At 63.8% G+C, this 24,574-nt stretch carries 18 protein-coding genes; 4 read left to right on the top strand and 14 right to left on the bottom strand.

All coding sequences use genetic code 11. The features are described 5' to 3' along the window. Positions 1-85: 85 nt before the first annotated feature. From ACYVHK_RS13600 to ACYVHK_RS13555, 10 genes are all read right to left on the bottom strand, one after another. Positions 86-1,096 carry a LacI family DNA-binding transcriptional regulator gene (locus ACYVHK_RS13600; protein WP_460532851.1) on the bottom strand — a complete coding sequence of 337 codons (1,011 nt, stop codon included), beginning with the start codon at positions 1,094-1,096 and terminating at the stop codon, positions 86-88. A 47-nt stretch (positions 1,097-1,143) separates the two neighbouring features. Further along, positions 1,144-2,217, bottom strand: coding sequence for an ABC transporter ATP-binding protein (locus tag ACYVHK_RS13595; protein WP_460532848.1), 1,074 nt, complete (start codon positions 2,215-2,217; stop codon positions 1,144-1,146). A 6-nt stretch (positions 2,218-2,223) separates the two neighbouring features. Next, the gene (locus ACYVHK_RS13590) at positions 2,224-3,108 is read right to left on the bottom strand and encodes a carbohydrate ABC transporter permease (RefSeq protein ID WP_460532845.1); all 885 of its coding nucleotides are present in this window, start codon (positions 3,106-3,108) and stop codon (positions 2,224-2,226) included. Beyond that, the gene (locus ACYVHK_RS13585; protein WP_460532841.1) at positions 3,105-3,992 is read right to left on the bottom strand and encodes a carbohydrate ABC transporter permease; all 888 of its coding nucleotides are present in this window, start codon (positions 3,990-3,992) and stop codon (positions 3,105-3,107) included. Before ACYVHK_RS13585 ends, ACYVHK_RS13590 begins: the two co-directional genes overlap by 4 nt. Before the next feature lie 123 nt (positions 3,993-4,115). Next, positions 4,116-5,351 (bottom strand): ABC transporter substrate-binding protein, encoded by a 1,236-nt coding sequence (locus ACYVHK_RS13580; protein WP_460532838.1) that lies wholly within the window; start codon positions 5,349-5,351, stop codon positions 4,116-4,118. A 273-nt stretch (positions 5,352-5,624) separates the two neighbouring features. Then, positions 5,625-7,004: a beta-glucosidase gene (locus ACYVHK_RS13575; protein WP_460532835.1), complete on the bottom strand. Its 1,380-nt coding sequence runs from the start codon at positions 7,002-7,004 to the stop codon at positions 5,625-5,627. Between the two features lie 245 nt (positions 7,005-7,249). Then, entirely contained in the window at positions 7,250-9,022 is a 1,773-nt protein-coding gene (locus tag ACYVHK_RS13570) for a DUF885 domain-containing protein (RefSeq protein WP_460532832.1), read from the bottom strand. Positions 9,023-9,228: 206 nt separating this feature from the next. Next, positions 9,229-11,778: a sensor domain-containing protein gene (locus tag ACYVHK_RS13565; protein WP_460532829.1), complete on the bottom strand. Its 2,550-nt coding sequence runs from the start codon at positions 11,776-11,778 to the stop codon at positions 9,229-9,231. A 114-nt stretch (positions 11,779-11,892) separates the two neighbouring features. Further along, the gene (locus ACYVHK_RS13560; protein WP_460532826.1) at positions 11,893-13,338 is read right to left on the bottom strand and encodes a patatin-like phospholipase family protein; all 1,446 of its coding nucleotides are present in this window, start codon (positions 13,336-13,338) and stop codon (positions 11,893-11,895) included. A 94-nt stretch (positions 13,339-13,432) separates the two neighbouring features. After that, entirely contained in the window at positions 13,433-14,401 is a 969-nt protein-coding gene (locus ACYVHK_RS13555) for a LysR family transcriptional regulator (protein ID WP_460532823.1), read from the bottom strand. 383 nt (positions 14,402-14,784) lie between these two features. Between ACYVHK_RS13555 and ACYVHK_RS13550 the strand changes: the two genes are divergently transcribed. Genes ACYVHK_RS13550 through ACYVHK_RS13540 form a run of 3 tightly spaced genes read left to right on the top strand, consistent with a single transcriptional unit; the run spans position 14,785 to position 18,927 of the window. After that, on the top strand, positions 14,785-16,428 hold the full coding sequence (locus tag ACYVHK_RS13550) for a hypothetical protein (protein WP_460532820.1): 1,644 nt from the start codon (positions 14,785-14,787) through the stop codon (positions 16,426-16,428). Between the two features lie 13 nt (positions 16,429-16,441). Then, on the top strand, positions 16,442-17,554 hold the full coding sequence (locus ACYVHK_RS13545) for an HlyD family secretion protein (RefSeq protein ID WP_460532817.1): 1,113 nt from the start codon (positions 16,442-16,444) through the stop codon (positions 17,552-17,554). Then, positions 17,551-18,927 carry an efflux transporter outer membrane subunit gene (locus ACYVHK_RS13540; protein ID WP_460532814.1) on the top strand — a complete coding sequence of 459 codons (1,377 nt, stop codon included), beginning with the start codon at positions 17,551-17,553 and terminating at the stop codon, positions 18,925-18,927. Before ACYVHK_RS13545 ends, ACYVHK_RS13540 begins: the two co-directional genes overlap by 4 nt. Here the strand turns inward: ACYVHK_RS13540 and ACYVHK_RS13535 are convergent. Further along, positions 18,924-19,838, bottom strand: a complete 915-nt coding sequence (locus ACYVHK_RS13535) for a LysR family transcriptional regulator (RefSeq protein WP_460532811.1) — start codon at positions 19,836-19,838, stop codon at positions 18,924-18,926. The two genes, ACYVHK_RS13540 and ACYVHK_RS13535, sit on opposite strands and share 4 nt — an antisense overlap. 95 nt (positions 19,839-19,933) lie before the next feature. Between ACYVHK_RS13535 and ACYVHK_RS13530 the strand changes: the two genes are divergently transcribed. Next, positions 19,934-20,914, top strand: coding sequence for an SDR family oxidoreductase (locus ACYVHK_RS13530; protein WP_460532808.1), 981 nt, complete (start codon positions 19,934-19,936; stop codon positions 20,912-20,914). A gap of 60 nt (positions 20,915-20,974) precedes the next feature. Here ACYVHK_RS13530 and ACYVHK_RS13525 read toward each other — a convergent pair whose 3' ends face one another. The 3 genes from ACYVHK_RS13525 to ACYVHK_RS13515 form a co-directional block, all read right to left on the bottom strand. After that, on the bottom strand, positions 20,975-21,538 hold the full coding sequence (locus ACYVHK_RS13525) for a glycine zipper 2TM domain-containing protein (protein ID WP_460532805.1): 564 nt from the start codon (positions 21,536-21,538) through the stop codon (positions 20,975-20,977). Between the two features lie 121 nt (positions 21,539-21,659). Then, positions 21,660-22,934, bottom strand: a complete 1,275-nt coding sequence (lplT, locus tag ACYVHK_RS13520) for a lysophospholipid transporter LplT (RefSeq protein ID WP_460532802.1) — start codon at positions 22,932-22,934, stop codon at positions 21,660-21,662. A gap of 302 nt (positions 22,935-23,236) precedes the next feature. Next, positions 23,237-24,487, bottom strand: a complete 1,251-nt coding sequence (locus tag ACYVHK_RS13515; protein ID WP_460532799.1) for a M23 family metallopeptidase — start codon at positions 24,485-24,487, stop codon at positions 23,237-23,239. Positions 24,488-24,574 lie beyond the last annotated feature (87 nt).

Here is a 24,574-nt window from a genome sequence, read left to right as displayed (position 1 = left end):
AATACGGCGCAATGCCCTTTGGGGATTGCGCCCTACGGGCTAACAGTTGCCAACTATGCGGGATGGAACCCGAGTCGGGGGCGAGTCAACAGGGCAACCGTGCCACTGAATCCCGCATGCTCACGGTCAGGGTGAAGTCCCGCTGTACCGGTTTGTCCATGCCGTAGCAGCGGTTGAGCAGCCAGTTGAGGCTGCTCATGACCAGTTCGTGCAGCGGGGTGTGGATGGTGGTGAGGCGGGGGGAGGCGTAGGCCGCCATGTCGATATCATCGTAGCCGACGACCGAGATATCGCCCGGTACTTGCAGGCCGGCGCCTTGCAGGCAGGAGATGGCGGAGAGGGCCATTTCGTCGTTGGCGACGAAGAGGCCGGTGAAGGGTTGGTCCATGGCCAGCAGTTGCTGGGCGCATTGCCAGCCGCCCTGCATGGAAAAGTCGCCCACCACGTGCAGGACTTCGGATTCCGCAATCCCCGCTTCTTCGAGCGCCGTGTAGAAGCCAGCGATCCGTTCCAGGTTGTCCGGTGCGCGGTCCGGCCCGGCGATGACGGCGAGGCGGCGGTGGCCATGCTCGAGCAGGGTCTGTGCCGCCAGGCGGCCGCCGGTGTGATGATCCATCGAGAAGCAGCCGTCGCCCAGGATGGGGACGTCGCGGTTCATGACGGCGATGTTGGGTTGCCGGCGCAGGAAGACTGCCAGTTCGGCATCGCTGACTTCGTGGCTGACCACGAGGATGCCATCGCACTGTCGCTGGATCAGGAAGTCCACGCCTTCCAGCGCTTGCTCGTGCGGGCCGCCGTGGCCGCAGCCGTTGACGGCAACCATGTGGCGATCCACCTTGCGCAGTTCCTGGTCCAGCACGCGCAGGATGGGGCCGTAGTAGGCGCCGCCGAAATCGGGCACGAACACACCGATGGTGCCGAGCGAGCTGGCCGACAGCGCTCGGGCGATATGCGAGGGCCGGTAGTCGAGCTCAGCAATCGCCGCCTGGATCTTGTTGGCGGCGACGGCCGAGACCGATCCCTTGCCGGACAGGACGCGAGATACGGTACCTACTCCTACGCCGGCAAGGCGCGCTACGTCTCTGATGGTTGCCACGGATTAACCTTTGTCCTGCAGTGCGGGGTGGGGATGATCTTGAGCGATCATAGCCGCTGGCCGTTATTGAGGTCGAACAGCGAGATACGCTCGCGTTCGATGGCATAGCTTACCTGGCTATCGGCCTGGATCAATTGGTCCTCGGGCAGCATGACGGCCAGTTGCTTGTCGCCCTGCTTGAGCCAGGCGACCTGATGGTTGCCCATGGGTTCGACCAGGGTGACTTCCGCCTGGTGCGTGGCGTCGGGTTGCAGGTTGATGTGCTCCGGCCGCACGCCCAGCGTGATGGCCTGGCCGCTTTGTGGCGGGCTCAGGAAGGGATAGTCGCCCAGCGGCAGGATGAAGTCCGGTGCCTCGAACAACCAGCCGCCGTCGCGGCCCTGCAGGGTGCCGTCGATGAAGTTCATGCCCGGGGAGCCGAGGAAGCCTGCGACGAAGCGGTTGGCCGGCTTCGCATAGACATCGGCCGGGGCGCCCAATTGCTGGATGCGGCCTTCCTTCATGACGGCGATGCGGCTCGCGAGCGTCATGGCTTCGACCTGGTCGTGGGTGACGTAGATCATGGTGGAGGCGAGCCGCTTGTGCAGTTGCTTGATCTCCCGGCGCAGCTCGGCGCGCAGCTTGGCGTCGAGATTGGAGAGGGGTTCGTCGAACAGGAACACGCGTGCCTCGCGCACCAGCGCACGGCCGATGGCGACGCGCTGACGCTGGCCACCGGAGAGCTGGGCGGGTTTGCGCTTGAGTAGCGGGCCGAGCTGCAAAATCTCCGCCGCCTTGTCGACGCGGCGGGCGATCTCTGCCTTGGGCGTGCCGTTGACGCGCAGGCCGAAGGACAGGTTGCGCTCGACCGTCATGGTCGGATAAAGCGCATAGGACTGGAACACCATGCCGATATGGCGATCCTTCGGATCGGCCCAGGTCATGTCTTCGCCGCCGATGTCGATGCGGCCTTCGGTCACGTCGATCAGGCCGGCGATGCTGTGCAGCAGGGTGGACTTGCCGCAGCCGGAAGGGCCGAGCAGGACCAGGAACTCGCCTTCCTCCACGTCGAGATCCAGCGAGGGGATAATGTCCACGCCCGAGAGTGTGATCTGCAGTTTCTGGATGGATACCTTGGACATGGGCGATCAGCCTTTGACGCTACCGGCGGCGATGCCTCGCACGAACCAGCGGCCGGAGATGAGATAGATGGTCAGCGGTACCAGCGAGGTCAGGATGGTGGCGGCCATGTTGACGTTGTAGAGACGCTCGCCAGTGGTGGTGTTGATGATGTTGTTGAGTTGCACGGTCATGGGCAGGTGGTCGCGGCCGGCAAAGACGAGGCCAAGGATGTAGTCGTTCCAGATGCCGGTGACCTGCATGATGACGGCGACGATGATCATGGGCGTGGACATGGGCAGCATCAGTTGCAGGAAGATGCGCCAGAAGCCGCCGCCGTCGATCCGTGCCGCCTTGAAGAGCTCCAGCGGCAAGGTCGCATAGTAGTTGCGGAACAGCAGGGTCATGACCGGCATGCCGAACATGGTGTGGATGAGCACGATGCCGGGCAAGGAACTGAACAGGCCGACGGTGGCGAGCACGCGTACCAGCGGGAACATCATGACCTGGACCGGGATGAAGGCCCCGAGCATGAGGATGCCGAACAGCAGGTTGGCACCGCGTGGCCGCCATAGCGACAGGGCATAGCCGTTGAGCGCACCGAGGAAGATGGAGATGACGGTGCTGGGTACGACGATGGCGACCGAGTTCCAGAAGCCGCCGCGTATGCCCTCGCAGGCGAGCCCGGTACAGGCGGACGACCAAGCGATACGCCAGGCGTCGAGATTGAGGCTCACGGGCAGGGCAAACAGCTGGCCCAGGCGGATTTCCTCCATGGTCTTGAAGGAGGTCACCAGCATCACGTACAGCGGCATCAGGAAGAACAGCGCGGCGCTGAGCAGGAAGGCGTAGATGCCGATCCGGGCCGGGGCGTAGCGACGGCGACGGGCGGCGAGGGTGCGTGGATCGCTCATGTACGCTCCCTGGCGCGGCTGCGCGCATAGGCAAACGGGGCCAGCAGGGCCAGTACGGACAGCAGGAGGACGATGGAGCCTGCGGAGGCAAGGCCGATGTTCGCGCGGCCGAACAGGTGATCCATGATGAATTTGGCGGGGACTTCGCTGGCGTCGCCGGGGCCGCCCTGGGTCATGGCGACGACGGCGTCGTAGAGTTTGATGACGGCGACCCACAGCAGCACGAAGGCCGTGGCGAAGGTGGGTGCCAGCATGGGGACGACGATAGAGAGGTAGACGCGCCAGCGCGGGATGCCGTCGAGCCGCGCGGCTTTCCAGATTTCCTCGTCCACGCCGCGCAGAGCGGCCAGCGTGAGCGCCATGACGAGGCCCGAGGCCTGCCAGACGCTGGCGATCACGATGGTGTACATCACCTTGTCCTGGTTCACCAGCCAGTCGAAGGTGAAGTCGCTAAAGCCCCATTGCCGCAGCGTCTCCTGCAGGCCTAGTGTGGGGTTGAGCATCCACTGCCAGATCAGGCCGGTGGCGACGAAGGACATCGCATACGGATAGAGGAAGACGGCTCGGAAGAGGCCTTCCCCGCGCACGTTCTGGTCGATGAACACCGCCAGCAGGAAGCCGATGACGAGGCAGGCGAGGATGAACAGCAGGCCGAACAGCAGCAGGTGTTCCAGCGAGACCTGCCAGCGCTCGTTGGCGAACAGGCGGATGTACTGCGCCAGGCCGACGAAATTATCGGACGGGAAGGTACGGGAGGCGGTAAAGGAGATCTTCAGCGACCAGGCGATGGTCCCGATATAGGCGAAGATCACCGTCAGCAGCAGCGGCAGGAGGGCGCTATATAGCGTGATCCCCTGTCGCCAGCTGCGCTTGGCTTTGGACATGGCAATAACCCCGGAACAGCAGTCTGGTCACCGCCGGGCGGCGCCCGGCGGTGCAAGGGTATACCGCCGACCCCATCTGTGAGTAGGGGCCGGCCGGTACCACCCATCAGGCGTGGTGAACGATCAACCCTTCAGTGCGGCCGCAAAGGCCTTCTGCGCGTCTTCCACTGACTGGTTGTTGTTCCAGAACTTGCTCACGACATCCTGCAGTGCGCCAATGGTATCAGGCGAGGCCAGCATTTCCGGGTTGGGGATCTGGCGGCTCTTGTCCTTCATGATCTCGACGCCCTGCTTGGCACAGATATCCAGGCCACTCAGGTCCACATCGGTCCGGATCGGGATCGAGCCTTTCTTGCTGTTGAAGGCGACCTGGGCGGCAGGGGAGGTCATGACCGTTGCCAGGAGCTTCTGCGCCTTCACGATCTCCGGCTTGTCGGTCTTGGGGAAGACGAACACGTCGCCGGCAATGATGTAGGGCGACCGTGCGCCGAAGCCAGGGAAGCAGCCAAACTCCTTGCCGGCGGTCTGCTTGGCGGCGGCGAACTCACCCTTGGCCCAGTCGCCCATGATCTGTACGCCGGCCTTGCCAGAGATCAGCATGGCAGTGGCGTCGTTCCAGTTGCGGCCGGGGGAACCGGCGTCCACATAGCCACGCAGGCGCTTGAAGTCGGCCAGCACTTTCTTGAAGGCGGCGGAGTTGACGGTGGCGACGTCGCGATCACGGTAGATCTTCATGTACAGATCAGCACCACCGGCGTGGGCCAGCCAGGCGTCGAAGGTGATCTTTTCCTGCCAGCCCTGGCCACCCAAGGCCAGCGGCACCACGCCGGCGGCCTTGAGCTTGTCGAGGGCGGCGAAGAATTCGTCGGCGGTCTTGGGTTCGGCCTTGATGCCAGCCTTGGCGAATGCGGCCTTGGAGTACCAGAACCAGGCCGGCATGTGGATGTTTACCGGTGCGGCGTAGTAGTGGCCCTTGACCTTGATACTGTTGAGGATGGGGGCGGGCAGGATCTTGTCCCAGCCTTCCTTGGCGGCGACATCGTCGACGTTGTTCAGCAGGCCCTCGGCGATCACGTCATGGAACTGTTGCGAGGTATTGAACTGGGCGGCGGCAGGCGGGTTGCCGCCGACGATGCGGTTGATGGCGGCGGCGCGTGCCTGCTCGCCACCGGCCACGGCGCTGTCCACCCATTCGCCACCGGCAGCCTTGTAGGCATTGGCCATTTCCTTGATCGCGGCGGACTCGCCACCGGAGGTCCACCAGTGGATCACCTCAGCCTTGGTGCCGGCTGCCTGGGCTTGCAAGCCGAAGCCTATCGTCAACAGCGCGAGGGCCAGGGTACGTTTGCTGTACTGCATGGGTATGTCTCCTCTTTCGGGATTCAGAGGTAGGTCCTCATATCCCTGTGGGTTTGCGAGGCTACCGGGCACTGCCAGAAACCACAATTCCTTCGCGATGCGGCGTGGCTCACGGAAAATTTCTCCTTACCTATCAGATATATGCTGCGGAGAAATGATTCGTTTGCGTCTTGCCTCGCCTGGAACTGAGGCGCCTGAAAGCACCCTTCGCCTCAGGTTGCTGCTGACTGGCGGATGATTCCAGCACCTTGTTGCGTCACTGCGATGGCGTTGTCAGGTATTGCGCTGCCGTTTGGCCTTGAGCAGGGCGGTCAGTGCCTTGGCGCTGTTCTTGGCGGTGCGTTGCTGGGTGGTGTAGTCGACATGGAACAGGCCGAAGCGGCGTTCATAGCCATAGGCCCACTCGAAGTTGTCGAGCAGGGACCAGACAAAGTAGCCGCGCACATCGACACCGGCCTTCATGGCCTCGCCGATCGCATCGAAATGCCGGCGCAGGAAGGCAATGCGCTGGCTATCGTCGACTACTCCGTCGACGACCTTGTCGTCGGAGGCCATACCGTTTTCGGTGATGTAGATGGGGGGCAGGTTGGGGTAGGTCCGGCGGAAGCCGATCAATAGGTCGCGCAGGCCATCCGGGTAGACCTCCCACCCCATCTGGGTGCGTTCCACATTGGGTAGCGGGACTTCGACGAAGCCATGCTTGCCATCGCTGGCGACATTGCTGCGGAAATAGTAGTTGATGCCCAGGTAGTCGATCTGGGTGGCGATGGTGGCGAGGTCGCCTTCCAGTACCAGCGGCTCTGTGCCGGGATAGAGTTCGAACATCGCTGCCGGATAGCTGCCCTTGAGCAAGGGATCGAGCACCCAGGCGTTGTGCTGGATCTCGAACAGCTCGGCAGCGCGTCGGTCGGCGGCGGAATCGGTATTGGCGGAGGATTTGCCGACGTTGGCGACGATGCCGCAGAGGGCGCCGGGGTCGTTGCGGCGCAGGATGGGGACGGCCAGTCCGTGGCCCAGCAGCAGGTGGTGCATGGCCTGCAGGGCGTAGCGGCGGTTCTTGCGGCCCGGTGCGTGCGCGTCCTCGGCGTAGCCCAGGGTGGCGGAGCACCAGGGCTCGTTCAGGGTGGACCAGGCGGTCACGCGGCCTGACAGCTCGCGGCTCATCAGGTCGGCATAATCGGCAAAGCGGTAGGCGGTGTCGCGGTTGAGCCAGCCGCCACGGTCTTCCAGGTATTGCGGCAGGTCCCAGTGATAGAGCGTCACGTAACGTTGCAGGCCTTTTTCCTGCAGGCGATCAAGCAGGCGCTTGTAGAAGTCGAGACCTTTCTGGTTGGGGCGGCCCTGCTCATCCATGACGCGCGGCCAGGCGACCGACAGGCGATAGGCGTCGAGGCCCAGCTGGCCGAGCAATTCGAAATCGGACTCCCAGCGATGATAGTGGTCGCAGGCCACATCGCCATTGTCGCCATGCAGTACCTTGCCCGGCGTGTGCGAGTAGGTATCCCAGATGGAGGGGAGGCGACCATCGGCCTGGGCGGCGCCTTCGATCTGGTAGGAGGCGGTAGCGGCACCGAACAGGAAGTCAGGATGCCAGAAGCCGGAATCGGCAGACGGAAAGAGGCTTTCTGCCAACATTGGGGTGGGCGAGTTCATGGGTGCATGTCTCCGTTATTGTCAGTTCCGGCGCCGGTTTTCTGATGAATTGGAACCGGTTCCAATTTGTGTGGCGGACTTTAGCACCTGATTTTTTCCCTTGTCAATTCAAGCTTTTAATTGCCGCAGTGCAGCAGATTGACGGTAGTCGAAGCACGGTTGACTACAGGTTTGCAGGCCCGTCGGACGGACAAAAAAAGCGGCCCCGAAGGGCCGCTGCAGCAGGGGTGTTGCTCAGGGTAAATCTATTTGCTGGCGGACTTGCTCTTGGCCAGTTGTGCCGGCACAAAATCGTTCAGCACGGCATCGCGTAGCTGGCGCGGGGGCAGCAGCCCCTGGCTCAGTATGTAATCATTGAATAACATCAAGTTGAATTGAGGTCCAAGTGCGATCTCGGTTCGGGTGCGCAGGCTACGCATGTTGAGGTAGCCGTAGTAGTAGGAGGTCGCCTGGCCGGGCGACACGAAGGCGTAGCGATCGGACTCCTGCTGGGCCATGGGTTCGGAGAGCATGACTTCTTCCATCAGGAAGCGCTTGGCATCGGCCGGTGAGATACGGCCCAGGTTGACCATGGGATCGAGAAAGGCTCGGGCCATGCGCATCATGCGGGTCTGGAGGGTGAAGAGCTGGCCATCCTCAGGCAGATAGGGGAAGACCAAGGCCTCACAGTACAGCGCCCAGCCTTCCACGTTGGCGCTGTTCATGGCGAACAGGGTGCGGGGCAGGGAGGTGCCGCGCTCTACCATGGAGGCGAACTGCAGTTCGTGACCGGGGCGCGCCTCATGCGCCGCCAATGCCCAGGTGATGGCGTCATGGCTGAAGTCGTCCATCCTGGCGGCTGACTTGGCGTGCGGGTTGGTCAGCGGAATGACGAACTCGCCGTATTCCCCGGTGTTGCCAATCATGCGGGGTGGCGACATGAATGGTGCGGGGATGCGGGCGGATTCGGCCTCGGTCGCCAGCCGGATGTTGGGCTTGCGATCAGGCAGCGTCAGGATCTTTTCGCGACGGACGATGGCTTCGATCTCGCCCAGGCGCTTCCAGTACAGGGGCAGCAGGGCCAGTGGTTCGATCTGGGCTTTCTTGAGCTCGCGGATTACGTCGCGATAGTCGGCCGAGGGCAGCTTGCGCTGGCGGGCGATATTGCCGGCGATGGCCTGCATCTGGTCGCGCACTTCCTGGTAGTCGGCCGTAGCACGGTCTATCAGTTCATCCGGGCTGATATCCACGCCCAGCTGCTTCAAGGTATCGGCGTAGATGACAGCCGGCTGGCGAGCATCCTTGCGGGCACGCGGCAGCAGGTCGGTACGGACCCAGGCGTCGTAGTCACGTAGCTGTTTGCTCAAGGTGGCGAGCGGCGCTTGCCAGCCTTCGAGCCCGGCTTTCTTGAACAGGTCTTCCAGTCCCTTGATATAGAACTCGGTGTTGTCGAGTTGCTGCTGGATGTCGTCGACATAGGGGCCGATCAGGCCGGGGCGTTGCAGTTCTTCCTGCTGGCGGGCGCGGGCCAGTTCGGTGATCGGGGTGTAGCCGGCTTCCAGCCCGGCATAGCGCTTGAGCCGCACCAGTGCCCTGGCCTGGCGTTCGGGCTTGTTGCGGGCGTCGAGCAGGCCGTGCAGCCCGCCGAAGACGACCTCGGAGATATTGAGGCTCTCCAGCATCACCTCATGATTCAGCCTGGCGCTGCTGCTGTCGCGTTGCAGCGTGTCGATCATGATCTCCAAATCCTGCTGGACATGACGATCGGTCTCGGCCTGTCGTTCGGCGCGCAGCTTGCTCAGCAATTGTTCGTTTACGGCCTGCAGGCGCTCGAATACCCGGGGCTTGAGGTCCACGACGGCCGTGTCGTAGCTGTCCTGGCCGGCCGCGGTTGCGTTCTCCGGCGCGAACTGGGCGCGGGCCTGCAGTACGGGCTCGGCGAGCTTGTTGCTGCGAGTGACCCATTCCGGCGTGGCGGCGTAGGCCAGCGGGACAAGCGCGGCGAGGAGGATCAGACGAGGCAGGCGGGCAGGGCGCATGGAGACTCCATTAGCTTTGGGTTTGCCTGAGCCTCGTGGGCTTTGGCAGGCGTTGTTTGCAACATAGCATACCAATCAGTATTTTTACTTTCACGTGATGCTGAAGAAGTAAAAGACTGTTCGATTTGCAACAATGCCGCCAGCAAGCTGGGCCGTGCTGGTGCCGGACCTTGTGGCCTGATGTGTGGAGTGTGGGCAGGTGTGGCTCAGGCGCCTTGGGGGCTGGCCAGCAGGGCGTGCTCGAAGGCAGCGATGGGGACGGGGCGGCTGAACAGGTAGCCCTGGTAGGCCAGACAGCCGTTGGCGGTGAGAAACTGGCGCTGGCCTTCGCTCTCCACGCCTTCGGCGATGACCATGAGGCCCAGGTTGTCGGCCAGGGTAATGATGATGCGGGCGATGGTGGCATCGTTCGCGTCGGTCAGGACATCGCGCACGAAGGACTGGTCGATCTTGAGCTGATCGAGTGGTAGCCGCTTGAGGTAACTGAGCGAGGAGTAGCCGGTGCCGAAGTCGTCCAGCGAGAAGCCGACGCCGTGGCGTTTGAGTTCGCTCATCTTGCCGATGATGTCGTCGATGTTCTCGGCCAGCAGGCTTTCGGTCAGTTCCAGCTTGAGCCGTACCGGATTGGCCCCGGTCTCGGCCAATGCTGCCAAGACCTGGTCGACAAAGTCGGGCTCGTGGAACTGTGGTGCGCTGACATTGACCGCCAGGGAGAGATTGGCCATTTCCGGCTGGGTGGCCCAGTCGGCGAGCTGGCGGCAGGCGGTGCGCAGCACCCAGTTGCCCAGCGGCAGGATCAGCCGGGTGGCTTCGGCCAGCGGGATGAACTCGCCGGGCGGCACCATGCCCAGGCGCGGGTGCTGCCAGCGTACCAGCGCTTCCGCGCCGATGATGTTGCCGTGCTCGTCGACTTGGGGCTGGTAGTGCAGCACCATTTCGTTGCGCTGCAGGCCTTCGCGCAGGTCACTTTCCATCGCCACCCGCTGGTCCACTGCCGCCTGCATGCTGGTATCGAAGAAGCAAAGCGTGTTTCGGCCGGCCGCCTTGGCCTGGTACATGGCGAGGTCGGCATGCTTGAGCAGGCCGTCCACGCCTTCGATGCGTTCGTCAAACAGGGCGATGCCGATGCTGGGTGTACTGCGATGCTCGCGGCCCAGCAACTGGTAGGGCTGACCCAGCGCGGTCAGGATCTGCTGGCCCAGGGTCTCGGCCTCGATGGCGGCGCGGCGCGGATCGGCACCCAGCTCTTCGAGCAGGACCACGAACTCATCGCCACCGAGCCGTGCCACGCAATCGGCCTCGCGCATCATCTTGCGCAGGCGTTGCGCTACCTGGCGCAGCAGCTGGTCGCCCATGTCATGGCCCAGGGTATCGTTCAGCGCCTTGAAGTTGTCGAGGTCGATGAACAGCAGGGCGCCCTGCTGGCGATTGCGGGTGCTGCTCAGCAGTGCCTTGCGCAGTTGCTCCATCAGGCGGCGCCGGTTGGGCAGACCGGTCAGTGCGTCGAAGAAGGCGAGCTGATGGATGCGCTCTTCGGTCTGCTTGCGCTCGGTGAGATCGGTATTGGTGCCGGAGACGCGAATGGCCTTGCCCTCCTTGTCGCGCAGGATGGAGCCACGCGATAGCAGCGGGACATAGTGGCCGGCTTTGTGAAGGAGGCGGAATTCGACTTCATACAGGGTGGCGTCGGTACGCAGCGCATGGCCGAAGACCTGCTCCACGGGTGCGATGTCGTCTGGATGAGTCAACCTGCGCCACAGACTGGAATCGGTTGGCAGTTCATTGACTTCATAGCCGAGGATCTCCCACCAGCGAGGTGAGTAGTAGGCGGTATCTGTTGCGACTTCCCAGTCCCAGGGTGCTTCCTTGGAGCCTTCCAGGACCAGGCGCAACCGTTCTTCGGATTTCTGCAGTGCCCGTTCGGTCTGCTTGAGGTCGGTGACATCGGTAAAGCTGATGATCACTTCGCTGAGTTCGCCCGTGTCGTCGAATACCGGATAGCCGTTGCACATGACCCACAGCGGGGCTTCACCCTCGCGACGCTGCACACCCACGACCTGGTTCTGGATGGGGGCCTTGCTGGCCAGCACCCGGTTGACCGGGAAATCGGCCTGCAGCATGGGGCGGCCGTCTTCGCACTGGAAGTGCCAGTAGGGGTCGATGGCCACGAGGCCACGGATCTGTTCCTGCGTGAGCCCCAGGATAGAGGATGCGCGGGCATTGGCCAGGATGATTTCGGAATCCGGCCCGTGGACGACGACCCCAGCGGGAATGTTGGCGATCAGGGCGCGGTAGCGTTGCTCGCTGGCGGCCCGTGCGGCCTCGGCGGACTTCCGGGTGGTGACATCGCGCAGGATGCCGATGAAATGGGTCAGTTGCCCTGCCGGATCATGCGTCGGCGTGATCGTCAGCTCGTTCCAGAAGGCATCGCCATTCTTGCGGTAGTTGAGCAGTTCACCGGCGTATTCGACTTCTGCGGCAAGGGCTGTGCGGATAGCTGCGACGGCGTTGGCATCGGTATCGGGGCCCTGCAGGAAGTCGCAGTTGCGGCCGATGGCTTCGTCGGCGCCGTAGCCGGTGATCTTGGAGAACGCGGCATTGGCGGACAGGATGCGCCGGTCCGGGCCGGTGATCAGTACTCCTTGGGAGATCGAATCGAGCGCGCGCGATACCGCCGCGCCGGCAACACGGGTCGCCGTGGGCGTGACCGGGGCTGCCGAGCCAAAGAAGCGTCGGAGTCGATCAGCGAGAGACATGCAGCATGGGGAGCGTCATGTGGCGATCCGGATAGGGGCTATACAACCTAACATATTAGACTGTACTAACATATCAGCGCCACAGTTTGTCAGGTTGGCGTCATGGATAAGTCGCTATTGTCCTGCTGCCATGGGCTTGCTGGCCTGGGGCATTGCGGTGCGTCGCTCAATGTAACGTTGCAAGGAAGGCAATTGCTGCACGCCAGCCATGCCGGCCTGGATGGCCGTATCGACCTGACCGCGGGTTAGCGTCAGACGGGTGGGAATGCTGTCGAGCTTGGTGCGGGTAGCGGGATCAAAGCTGGCGAAGGACAGCAGTTCTACTTCGAACTTCACGTCGTCGCAACGCCAGTCGGCCAGGGTGCCGCGCAGCCGTAGTATTTCGGTGGGGTTGAGCTGGCAGCGGTAGGCGATGGTGTCTCGCTGCATGTCCTGCACCATGCGGGCGAAGGAGTCGGCGGCGAAGCGGCTGGAGGCATCGATGGCGGCATCGGTGGAGGAGAGGGCGTAATCCACGCCACCCGGGCCACCGGGGTGCCAGGTCCAGTCACCACTGGGGCCGAGGCCGGAATCCACCACGATGAACAGCATCTGCTTGATGCGCACGGCGTCGCGTTCGGTCAGTGGGGCATGTGGGGTGCCGAGCAGGGCGCGGGTGATCAGCAGGGTGGAGAGCCCGAGGTTGTCGGTCAGTCCACCATCAACCAGCTTGATATAGCGGATACGATTGGGATCCCGATAGCTGGCGATGCCGTTGGCTGCTGCGGCATACAGGCGTTGGGCGTGCGGGTCGTTACGGGTTTTTTCTATCCACGGCGGTGGTGGGTAGATGCAGTTTTCGGGATAGGTGCGCAGGACGACCGGGGCAAACACCAAAGGTACGGCCATGGAGGCGGCGACGGCATCGGCCACCTTGTAAGGGCGGATATCGCTGCACAGCAGTGAGAACACGCGAGGTATGAAGGGGAAGCTGATGCGGTGGTACAGGTCGGTCGCGTTGATGCGTACATCGGCGCGGGAGTGCTGGTAGATGTCCGAGAAGGTCGCGCCCTTGAAGACCTTGTGGTCGAGAATCTCGGAGAAATTGGAGTGGTCGTTCAGGCCGCCGCCCAGCAGGCGTAGGAAGTTGGCGGGATTCAGCACCGACAGGCGCATGTCCCGCTCGAAATCGCGCAGCAGCACCTGATCCCGGAAGTCCTCCAGGCCCTCACGGCCATAGACGCCCCAGTAGGCGGAAACCAGCGAGCCCCCCGAGACACTGGTCAGCAGGGTGACGTCGTTGAGCAGATCACCCTCGGGCGTCGGCGTGCTTTTGAGTGCCTGCATCACGCCATGGGCGAAGGCGGCAGCACGCAGGCCGCCACCGGAAAACGACAGGGCGATGACGTTGGGCCCGACGATGTCGGTATGCGAACCCATGTCCACCGGTGCATCGCCCGGCAGGGCGACATTGGAGACCGGATTGACCACGGAGGTTGCGCACCCACTCAGCAGTAGCAAGCCCAGCAAGGCGGTGGCGGCACTCAGGCTGGGCCAGGAACGGTTGCGTGATCGCTGCATAGATCTGGATACCCTTGTTCTGGTCGGCAGGCATTTGCCCTGGGGGCGGTACGGAGCGGGAGGCTACACCTTGGGCGTGCGTCCCCAAAGCGGCTTACACAGCTTGGGGCGCGAATGTTTCAAATCCTTCCTTGATCAGCCATTGCAGGCCTTCGTCCTGATTGCCTCGCTGGTGCCAGATGACATCCAGTCTGCCGCGCAATGGCTCGAACGGGAGCGGCAGAAGCACGACCGATCCCTTGGCGACCGCTGGTAGTACGTAGCTGCGAGGAAGCGTCGCGACCAGATCGGTTGATTCCAGTAGTGGCAGGACCGAGGCGTAGTGCGGCACCGCTACGGCGGCACGCCCGGTCGGACCGTTCGTGTCATTGCCCAATTCCAGCAGCAGGCGTTCGATCCAGACCCGACGCGATACGCCTAGGTCGTCGAGAAAGCCATCCTGCGTCTGCTCGTTGCTGCCGGTCAGTTCGACCACCACATGAGGGTAGGCGAGCAGCCGTTCGCGGGTGACAGGGCCTTCGGCCAGCGGATGGCCGGCACGTACCACGATGGCCTCGTAGTCCTCCCAAAGCGGTAGCCGGCACATACGTTGTGGCAGGTCGTTGAACCAGCCGATCACGATATCGAGCCGGCCGTCGTCCAGTTGCCGGATCGTGTCCAGGCGATTGAACGGGAAGACCCGCAGGTCGATCTGTGGCGCGGTTCGGGCCAGGTACCGGACCAGATGGGGCAGGACCACCGTGCAGGCATAGTCCGAGGCGGCCAGGCGGAAGGTGCGCTGCGATTGGGTGGGATCGAACAGCGCGGCTTGCAGGGCAGCGTCGATGCGTGCGAGTCCGGCACGCAGTTGCGGCGCGAGCTCCAGCGCGCGAGCGGTGGGGGCCATGCCGGTCTCGGTCGCGACAAACAGGCTGTCCCCTAGTGCGGTGCGCAGGCGTGTCAGTGCGTGGCTGACTGCGGAGGGGGTGATGCACAGTTCCTGGCTAGCGCCGCGGATGCTGCGATGGCGCATGACGGCCTCGAAGACGCGGAACAGGTTGAGATCGATCCTGCGAGGGGCCACGGAAACTCCTTAGTAAGGGATGCCGCGCGCATCATTCCCGAGCGGACTGCATGCTGCCAAGCCGGTACCGGCTGAAGTTTGTTCAGCACCCCGATGAGTATTCTTCAATTGCTAGGCGGGACGCTGTTTTCTAGCATCCGCAGGCAGAAAATTCCGGCTGGCCTTTGTACAGGCTGACATCTACAAGGCTAGGCCGTGCAGGGTGCCGCCTGAACCCCATGAGGTGGCAGCGGTGTATCCCCCGATAGGGGGATGGTTGCTTGCCATTCGCTCACTATGATGATTCTGATGGGAGAACTCCCTTCGCTACCTGGTGGGCAGCGGATGGGATGGGGTGGGGGTGGTTTTTGACGTCGAGTTAGCAGGATGCTGAAGAGGGTTCGATGAGTACGGCCGTAACGTCCTACCAGTTTGCGCCCGACGAGCAGCCGATGTTCCCCGGCTCGCCGTATTCGCCACGGCACCCTCATCTGCGGCGGGTGGGCTATGGCTTGGTGGCCTTGCTGATGGGGGTCTGCGCGACGCTGGGCAATGCCCTGGTCACCGTCAATGTCGGCAATCTATCGGGGGCGCTGGGTATCTATGCGGCCGAGGCCAGCCTGCTGCCGGCGATCTACGTGGCGATGAACGCCTGCGCCAACCTGATGCTGATCAAGGCACGCACGCAGTTCGGGATTCCGTCGGTGACCAGCGGCTTGCTCGTGGTTTATATCCTGGCGACGCTCGCGCAGATACTGCTGCCCGGCTTTGCCAGCGCGTTGCTGGTCCGCGCCGCCAGCGGCATGGCGGCGGCCGGCCTCACCACCATGACCATCTACAACCTGCTTCAGGCTATGCCGCCCAAGGTAAGGCCGATGGCGCTCGCGGTGGGTATCGTGATCCCACAGTTTGGCACGCCGATCGCCCGGCTGTTTCCGGTCGAGATGCTGGCCCTTAGCAGTTGGCAGGGGCTGCACTTTATCGAGATGGGGCTGGCGCTGCTGGCTTTGGCGGTGCTGTGGTTATTCCCGCTGCCGCCCAGCGTCTGCAGCAAGGTATTCCGGCCGCTGGATTTCCTGACTTTCTTCCTACTATTGCCGGCCACGATGCTGGTGTGCGCCGTGCTGGCGATGGGACGCAACCTTTGGTGGAACGATACACCCTGGCTCGGTTGGGCGCTGGTGCTGGCGATCATCCTGGTGGTGACCGCCGTGCTGATCGAGCATCGTCGCGCGGAGCCCTTGCTGCAGATCAGTTGGGTCGCCACGACCGACATCCTGCGCTTTGCCGGCGTGGCCATGCTGGTGCGGCTCGCGCTGGCGGAGCAGACCTATGGCGCGGTGGGGCTGCTGACCGCATCCGGCCTCAATAACGATCAGATGCATACGCTGTTTGCCATCGTGCTGGCAGCCATGGCGCTGGGCGCCTTGCTGGTGGTGCTGACCTTGTCACCCGCCCGCTTGCCCGTACTGGTGGTATCGGCGGCGCTGCTGATCGCAGCCGGTGCCGGGCTGGACAGCCTGTCGAACAACCTGACCCGGCCAGAGCAACTGTACTGGAGCCAGGCACTGATCGCGCTCGGTACCAGCCTCTTCTTGGGGCCGTCCCTGCTGTATGGCTTCCAGCGCATGCTTCAGCGTGGACCGGCCTTTCTGGTGACCTTTCTGGTGTTGTTCAGCGTTACTCAGAACATTGGCGGGCTGGCGGGTTCGGCCCTGCTTAGCAGCTATCAGGTGGTGATGGCGCGCAGCCATGCCGTCGCACTGTCCGAGCGCTTGCTGACGACGGACCCCCTGGTTGCGGCGCGGTTGCAGGCTGGTGCTGGCGCCTTGTCCGGCGCGATCACGGACCCGGCCCAGCGCGCAGGGCAGGGCAGCGGGCTGCTGCTGCAGGCGATGCAGAGAGAGGCCAATGCGCTGGCTTTCAACGATGTGTTTCGACTAGTCGCCGTGCTGGCGTTGCTGACGGCGCTCTATGTGGCTTATGTGAACGTGATGAAGGTGCTGGCCCTGCGCCGGCAGGCGGCATTGGAGGCCGCGCGAGCATGATGGAGACTTTGCAATGACGACCCCCGCTAGCGAGGCGCCCGTCGCGGCGGGCGATGGCCAGGCTGCAGCACCGGGCTGGCGCCCGCCGGTGCGCAGCTGGCGCAATACCATCCTGTTCGTGGCGCTGGCGCTGATCGCCATCCTGCTGATTCTCGCCGCCTGGGGCCTGCCGCCGTTCGCCAACGGCGTGGAGGCGACCGAGAACGCCTATGTCCGGGGGCGTACCGTGGTCATCGCGCCGCAGGTGAGCGGCTATGTGGTGGAGGTCAGGGTCAGGGATTACGAGCAGGTCAAGGCGGGGCAGGTCCTCGCGCGCATTGATGACCGCATCTACCGTGCCCGGGTAGAGCAGGCGCGTTCGAACCTGGAGGCCCAGCTGGCTGCGCTGGCAAATAGCAAACAGGCCCATGCCGCGCGCACGGCCGGTCTATCGGCCCAGCAGGCCAGCCATGCCAACGCCGAGGCGCAGTTGATGCGGGCTCAGGCGGATATGGTACGGGTGGAAGACCTGGTGAAGGATGGATCGGTCTCGGTGCGCGAGCGCGATCAGACCCTGGCGGCGCTGCGGCAGGCCCAGGCGCAGGTCCGGCAGGCACAGGCTGGGCAGGAGATCGCCAGGCAGGATATCCGCACTGTGGACGTGGGGCAGGGCGGGCTGGAGGCTCAGGTCAAGGCAGCGCGGGCGCAGTTGCAGCTGGCGGAGATTGATCTGGGCAATACCGTGATCGTGGCGCCGGAACCTGGCCAGCTTGGTGAGATCGGTGTGCGACTCGGGCAATATGTGACCAATGGCAGCCAACTCATGTCCATGGTGCCGCCAGAGCGTTGGATCATCGCCAACTACAAGGAGGCGCAGACCGGCCGGATGGCGCCGGGCCAGGCGGTGACTTTTACGGTGGATGCCTTGAATGGGGAGACGTTGAGGGGGCAGGTCGAGCGGCTGTCGCCGGCGACCGGGGCGGAATTCGCGGTGCTCAAGCCCGACAACGCCACCGGCAATTTCGTCAAGGTGCCGCAGCGTATCGGTGTGCGCATCCAGATCGATCCCGATCAGCCCAAGGCCAGACTGTTGCGGCCGGGGATGTCGGTCGAGGCACGTGTGGATACCCGGAGCAAAGGCCCATGAGGTGCGTGTCGGCGTGCTTGTTGCTGGCCTTGCTGGGCTGCGCCGGACCGAGGCCGGATGCGCCGACGGCGTCAAGCGTCGCGCCGCCGGCCAACTGGCGCGGTGCCTCGCCGGCTGGTGGTGTGGTCGATACGGCCTGGTGGCGGTCGTTGGGAGATCCCGCCCTGGCCAACGTGGTTGAAACGGCGCTGGCGAACAATCTCGACATCGCCATCGCGGCGACGCGTGTGGAGGAGGCCCGTGCGCAGTTCCGTCTGGTCGATGCCCAGCGCCAGCCGGAGCTGATCGGCGTGATACAGCCAGCCCGGCAACGGTCGGTCAACGCCTTCGGCAAGGGGGTGACGCAAACCAATGGCGTGGCGCAACTATCCCTCTCCTATGATCTTGACCTGTTTGGCCGGCTCTCCTCGGCCAGCGAGGTGGCACGCGCGTCCCTGCTAGCGACCGAAGCCGCACGCGATACGGTACGGCTGGCGGTGGCAAGTGCAGCCGCGGCGGGTTACGTGAGCTTGCGCTCCCTCGACGCCAGGCTCGCCCTGCTGCGCGATACGGTGCGTGCCAGGGCGGAGTCCCTGCGCATAGCCCAGCGCCGCGCGGACACCGGCTACGCCCCCATGCTGGAGATGCAGCAGGCCGAGGCGGAGTACCGTGCCGCCGAGCAATTGATCCCTGGAACGGAACTCGCGATACGACGGCAGGAGGACGCATTGAGCCTGCTGCTGGGTGAGACTCCGCGGGCCATTGTCCGCGGCAGGCCACTCGATACCTTATCCGTGTTGACGGTGCCGGTCAGCCTGCCATCCGAGCTATTGCGGCGGCGGCCGGACATCGCCCAAGCGGAGCAGCAACTGGTGGCGGCAGATCATTCGCTGGACGCCGCGCGTGCGGCCTTCATGCCGCGCATCCAACTGGGTATTTCGGGCGGGATCGTCGACGCCAATATCCTGCCGGAACCGGTTCGGATTTTCTCGGTCGGCGGCAGCATTCTTGCCCCCATCTTCGAGGCCGGGCGCCTGCAGGCGCAGGCCGATGCCGCCGCGATGCGACGGGACCAGGCCGCGTATGGTTACCGGAAAGCAACGCTGACCGCCTTCAAGGAGGTGGAGGATGCGCTCGCCAGCGTGCAGTACAGCGACGCGCAGGAGCGCGCCCTCGATAGCCAGCGCGATGCCCTTGCGCGCACGCTGGCGTATGCGACCAAGCGTTACAAGGCAGGCTATTCGCCCTATCTGGAGCAGATCGATGCGCAGCGCTTTTTGTTGTCGGCAGACCTTGCGCTGGTGCAGTCCCGCGCTGACCGGCTGCTGGCGATGATCAGTCTCTATCAGAGCATTGGCGGTGGCTGGCAATTCTCGGCGGCGAACCAGCCCTAGTCCGGTCTTGGCATCTCGCTGCAGATATAGCGGGTCAAGCCATCCACCAGAGCATCGAACACCACCCGGTAGCGTTGAATGGCGCGCAGGTCTTCGTGCATGACGATCCAGGTATCGAAGCCGATTTCGATCTCGTCGGGCAGGACTGATAGCAGGTCTGGATTGCGCAGCGCCAGCCGGTGTTGGCAGAAGCCGATGCCGAAGCCGGCCCGAACTGCCGCTAGCTGGCTGAGGCTGTTGTCGGTGCGTAACGCGAGTTGCTCCGGGCGGAAGGCCTGGCTCCAGTCGCCCAGGTTGCGCATGTAGGCGGCGAGGCGGTCGTAGCCGATCAGATGGTGGCGGGATAGATCGGCCATGCTGGATGGCGTGCCGTACTGGTCCAGATAGCTGCGGTGGGCGTAGCAGCCCACGCTGATGCGGCCGACTTTCTGGGCGATCAGCGCGCCTTGCTCGGGTTGGGTCATACGGACCGCAATGTCGGCATCGCGTTGTAGCAGGTTTTGGGTCCGGTCTGACGGTGCCAGTTCCAGCGAGAGCTGCGGGTGGCTGTGGCGCAGGCTGGCGAGCATTGGTGGAAGTACTTCGGTGCTGATGATCTCCGAGGCGGTGATGCGTACGGCACCGCTGACCTCGGCCGCCTGGGTGCGTACCGTGCGGGCGAGGGCGGCGCTGGTGGCGCGCAGGGACTCTGCGTACGGGCGCAGTGCCTGGGCGGCGTCGGTGGGTGTGAGGCCCAGTTGTGAGCGGCTGAACAGGGCCACGCCCAGTTGCGCCTCCAGCGCCTCGATCTGCCGGCCCACCGTGGGTTGGGTCAGTCCGAGCGTGCGTGCCGCTGCGGAGAGCGAGCCTTCTTCCAGTACGGCCAGGGCGGTGCGGTACAGGTCCCAGCCGGGTTCTTGGTATTTATTCATACAAAAATGTATAGCTGATATTGGATTGTCGTCAATTGTGTTTAGTGTGCCGGCCGCGCAAAGTGGCGTCATCCAACCACGCAACGGAGAGCGAAATGAAACAGCAACAACTGGCACTGGTACTGGGCGCAACGGGTGGCATCGGCGGCGAGGTGGCGCGCAAGCTGCTGGCCCGCGGCTGGCGGGTGCGGGCGCTGAACCGCAATGCAGAGGCCGCTGCCCGGCGGGCTGATGGCATCGAATGGGTGCAGGGCGATGCGATGCAAAAGGCCGATGTGGTGCAGGCCGCTCAGGGCGCGGCGCTGATCGTGCATGCGGTCAACCCGCCCGGCTATCGCAAGTGGGCGGAGCTGGTACTGCCGATGCTGGACAACACCATCGCTGCGGCCCGTGCCTCCGGTGCACGCATCCTGCTACCGGGGACGGTCTACAACTACGGGCCCGATGCCTTCCCGATACTGCGGGAAGACTCGCCGCAACATCCGCTTACCCGCAAGGGTGCGATCCGGGTGGAGCTGGAGCGGCGCCTCCAGGCGGCGACCGAGTTCGGCGTGCGTACGCTGATCGTCCGGGCCGGTGACTTCTTTGGTCCCCAGGTTGGCAATAGCTGGTTCTCGCAAGGTCTGGTCAAGGCGGGCCAGCCGGTGACCGTGGTAAGCAACCCCGGCTCGCCCGGCGTCGGTCATCAATGGGCCTATGTGCCGGATGTGGCCGAGACCATGCTGCGCCTGATCGAGCTGGGCGATCAGCTCGGGGATTTCGAGACCTTCCACATGGATGGCCATTGGGATGCGGACGGTACGCAGATGGCGGCGGCCATCGGCCGGGCGGTGAATGACCCGGTCATTACCGTCAAGGCTTTGCCCTGGTGGCTTTTGAAGCTGGCCTCGCCGTTTGTGACCATGCTGCGGGAAATGCAGGAGATGCGTTATCTGTGGCAACAGCCGATACGAATGAGCAACCAGCGCCTGCTGACCATACTGGGTAGCGAGCCGCGCACGCCACTTGACGAGGCGGTGCGGCTGACGCTCGCGGGGCAGGGCTGTCTGCCCAAGGATGAGCTGGTTGCCGCTTGAGATGCCCACCAATGAAAACGGCCCCTATGGGGCCGTTTCTCTTTGCGCCTATTGGCTAGGTCAGCCGCGGCTGACCCGGTTGCTGTCGATGGCGACGCGGTCGCCCGTGCGCAGGTTGCCGATGCTGTCCTGGTCGTAGCGCTTGGTGGTGCCGTTATCGAGCTTCACGGTCACGCGGTAGAAGCGCTTCGGCTTGTTGTTGCTCTTGGCAATCTCGTTGCCGATCACCGCACCGCCGGCCACACCGGCGACCGTCATGGCGGCTTTGCCCTTACCCTTGCCGAACTGGTTGCCGACCACGCCACCCACGACGCCGCCGACGATGGCGCCAGTCGGGCCGGTTTCCTTGGTCACTTCGATCTGTTCGATCTTGATGACCTTGCCACGGCTGGCGAGATAGGCCGCTTCCCGGCGCTCTTCTTCGCGGCGGGCTTCCTCACGCCGCTGTTCTTCCCGACGGGCTTCCTCGCGGCGTGCTTCGTCGCGACGGGCGGCCTCACGGCGGCTGTTGTCTTCGCGGTCTACGTAGACCACCTTGGTGACGGTACGGGGACGTTGGCTGGCGCAGCCGGTAGCGAGTACGGCGAGGCCGCAGACAGCAATGATGGTGGCGGAACGGAACACGGAGTCCTCACGGAGCTAAGACAGAAGGGGAGGGCGATACGCCCGCGCCGGGTAGCGCAAGCTATGCGTAAGGATACCCTAATATTCAGCCGGAATATCAGGGCGGGGATGGTCGGCGGGCTTACTTGTCGCTGCGGGCGATGGCGTAGAGGCGTTCCAACTCGGCGCGGTGCGTCATGGTATTGCGGCTATGCCAGGCCATGACGGCCACCATGGTGGCGGCTACCAGGAAGCCAAAGGCCGCAACGGTGCCAACGACCGGCATGCCGGCGTGGGTCATGGCGACATAGATGCCACCCAGGCCCAGTACGCTGGCCTGTTCGAAGAAGTTCTGCACTGCGATCGAGCGCCCGGCCCCCATGAGCTTGTGACCCCGGTGCTGCAGCAGCGCGTTCATCGGCACGACTAGGTAGCCGGCCAGCGCACCCAACACGATCAGGAAGGGTACGGCGATCCAGACGCTGTGGACGAGTACCATGGCCATGACCAGCACCCCCATGGCGATGCCAAGCGGGATGACGCGGGTCGCCTGATCCAGGCGAGTGCGGCTGGACGCGAGCACGGCGCCACCGGCAAGGCCGATGGCGACTACGCCACTCAGGGTGGTGGCCTGCGTGGTATCGAACGCCAGTACGGCGGCGGCCCAGGCCAGCACGATGTACTTGAGGTTGGCCGAGGCGCCCCAGAACAGCGTGGTGGTGGCTAGCGAGATCTGGCCCAACTTGTCCTTCCACAGTCGCGAATTGCAGGTGGAGAAGTCCCTTACCAGACCGGGCAGGCTGGGCAGGAAAGGTTGCAGTGGAGCGCTGGTACGCGGAATACGCAGGTTGAACAGGGCGGCAACGACATACAGCAGCATCAGCACGCTGATGGCGGCTTCCGGTGCGGTATTGATGCCGGTATCGAAGAACGGCATGTTGAAGGACAGCAGCAGGCTGGAGATCGGCGCGCCGATCAACTGGCCGCCGAGCACCACGCCCAGAATGATGGACAGCATGGTCAGCCCCTCGATCCAGCCATTGGCCTTGACCAGTTGGCTGCAGGGCAGCATCTCGGTGAGGATGCCGTACTTGGCGGGCGAATAGGCCGCAGCGCCGAGACCGACGATGGCAAAGGACAGCAAGGGGTGTACGCCGACCAGCATCATCACGCAGCCGGCGAGTTTGATCGCGTTCGACCAGAACATCACCCTGCCCTTGGGGAGCGCATCGGCAAAGGCGCCGAGGAAGGGGGCGAGGATGACGTAGAACAGTGCAAAGATGGGCACCAGCGCGGCACTTTGCCATTCTGCTGCACCACTGAGCCTCAGCCACGCAACGGCGGCGGGGAAGAGGGCATTGTCCGCCAGCGAGCTGAAAAACTGCGCCGACATGACCGTATAGAACCCACGTTTCATGTTCTGCTTTACCGTTGTAACCGGCGCAGTGTGCACCATGTCCAACACTAAGCCAATCAATCACTTGCTATGGTTGGCGATGCTGCAGTGCAGCGTAAGCGCCGTTTATGGCCAGTCAGTAGCGTACAAGCCGAGCTTGGTATCTCCCCTTTCCTAATCTTGGAATCGACGAAATGGATGAGAGCGACGAAGGCGAGCAGCTGACGCGGGAGATTTTGCAGTAGCGGAAAAGACCTCACGCATAACCCCTCCCATCGCCCGTATACGGGGCGAAAGGAGGCGTTGATGCCTGCTTTGTGCTGTCAGGTCGCGCTGGTACAGGCCGGGACTACCGGTTGATTGCTGCCAGTATCGACAAACCCATCGCTGATCCAGTTGCCGGTATCCAGACGGTTCCACAGCGTGGTGCTGCCCCAGGTGCCGTTGACTGCATCACCGTTGGCATAGCAGACCAGCCGTACCTGCGCGCCGTTGCTCACCGTGGTCACGATGCTAGCCTGAAGGTTGGGGGCCGAGCGGATGTTGACTGTCATGTTGGCATTGGGCGTGGTCACGGTGGCTGTCTTGCCGGGCTGCGGCGTGGTCCCGCCCGAGCCGTAGTTGATCAGCCGGCCGCCGGGATTGACCTGTCGCCCTTCGTGCAAGGCATAGCCCTGGTAGGCGCTGGCCCCTTCAAAGAACTGCCAGCCACCCACGGTCTTGCCGTTCACCGCCACGGCGTTGCCGTTCATGCTCAGCGAGAAATGCACATGCGGGCCGGTGGTGGAGCCACCACAGGGCAGGCCGTTGCCGATCTGACCCAGGTAGGTGCCTTTGGTGACCAGCGTGCCGTCCGCCAGGTTGGCGAGGTTGATCATATGGTAGTAGCGCGAGGTATAGCCGTTGTCGTGCACCAGCTGGACGATGGCGCTGCCGTTGTTGATGCAGCTTTTGTAGATACGGCCATCGCGCGGTGCCAGTACCTGGCCATTACCACCCGAGAAGTCGATCGAATCGAAGGGGCGGCTGTTGCCGCTATTGCCGTGCGGACCACCGCCCATATACCAGGCGACGCCCTCGGCCCAGGGGAGCGACAGGCCGGTATCGCCCGCAGCCAATGGTGCCGCGTTGCTGGGTTGGCTGAAAATGGCCTGCTGTTTGCTGCGTTGTAGCAGGAAGGCGCTCCGTTCAGAGGGTGCAAGCATGCTGTCCGGGGCGGTGGCGAGCAGGGTAAAGAAGGCCTCGCTACCCTCGATACCGACGCTCCAGTTCTTGTCGGTGCGATGGGCGAGGAACAGGCGCGACAGGGGTACCTGATGCTGTTTGCTGCGCAGTACCTGGGTGACCGAACCGAGTACCCAGTCGCCGCTGCGTTGATGGATGTCCATGACACTGTCGGCCACCGCCGGGCTGTCGGGCGACATGGCGGAAGCCCGACTGGCGAGGGCGGCGGTTGCGGCTTTGCGCAGGGTATCGTCGGATTGGGTGGGCTGGGCAGGGGCTGCCAGTACGGGTAGGCTGAGGGTGAAGCCGGCCAACAAGGTGGTACACAAGCCAAGTCTGAACTTTTGCATGGTTACGCCTCCTGAGTGATTGTTGGAGGCCGACGGGTGACATCGGCCCTGTTCACGACAGCGACGGGCCGGGGTATTGGCACGGTT

It is taken from the genome of Chitinimonas naiadis (genome assembly GCF_054780835.1).
This window is presented reverse-complemented; position numbering and strand designations above follow the sequence as displayed.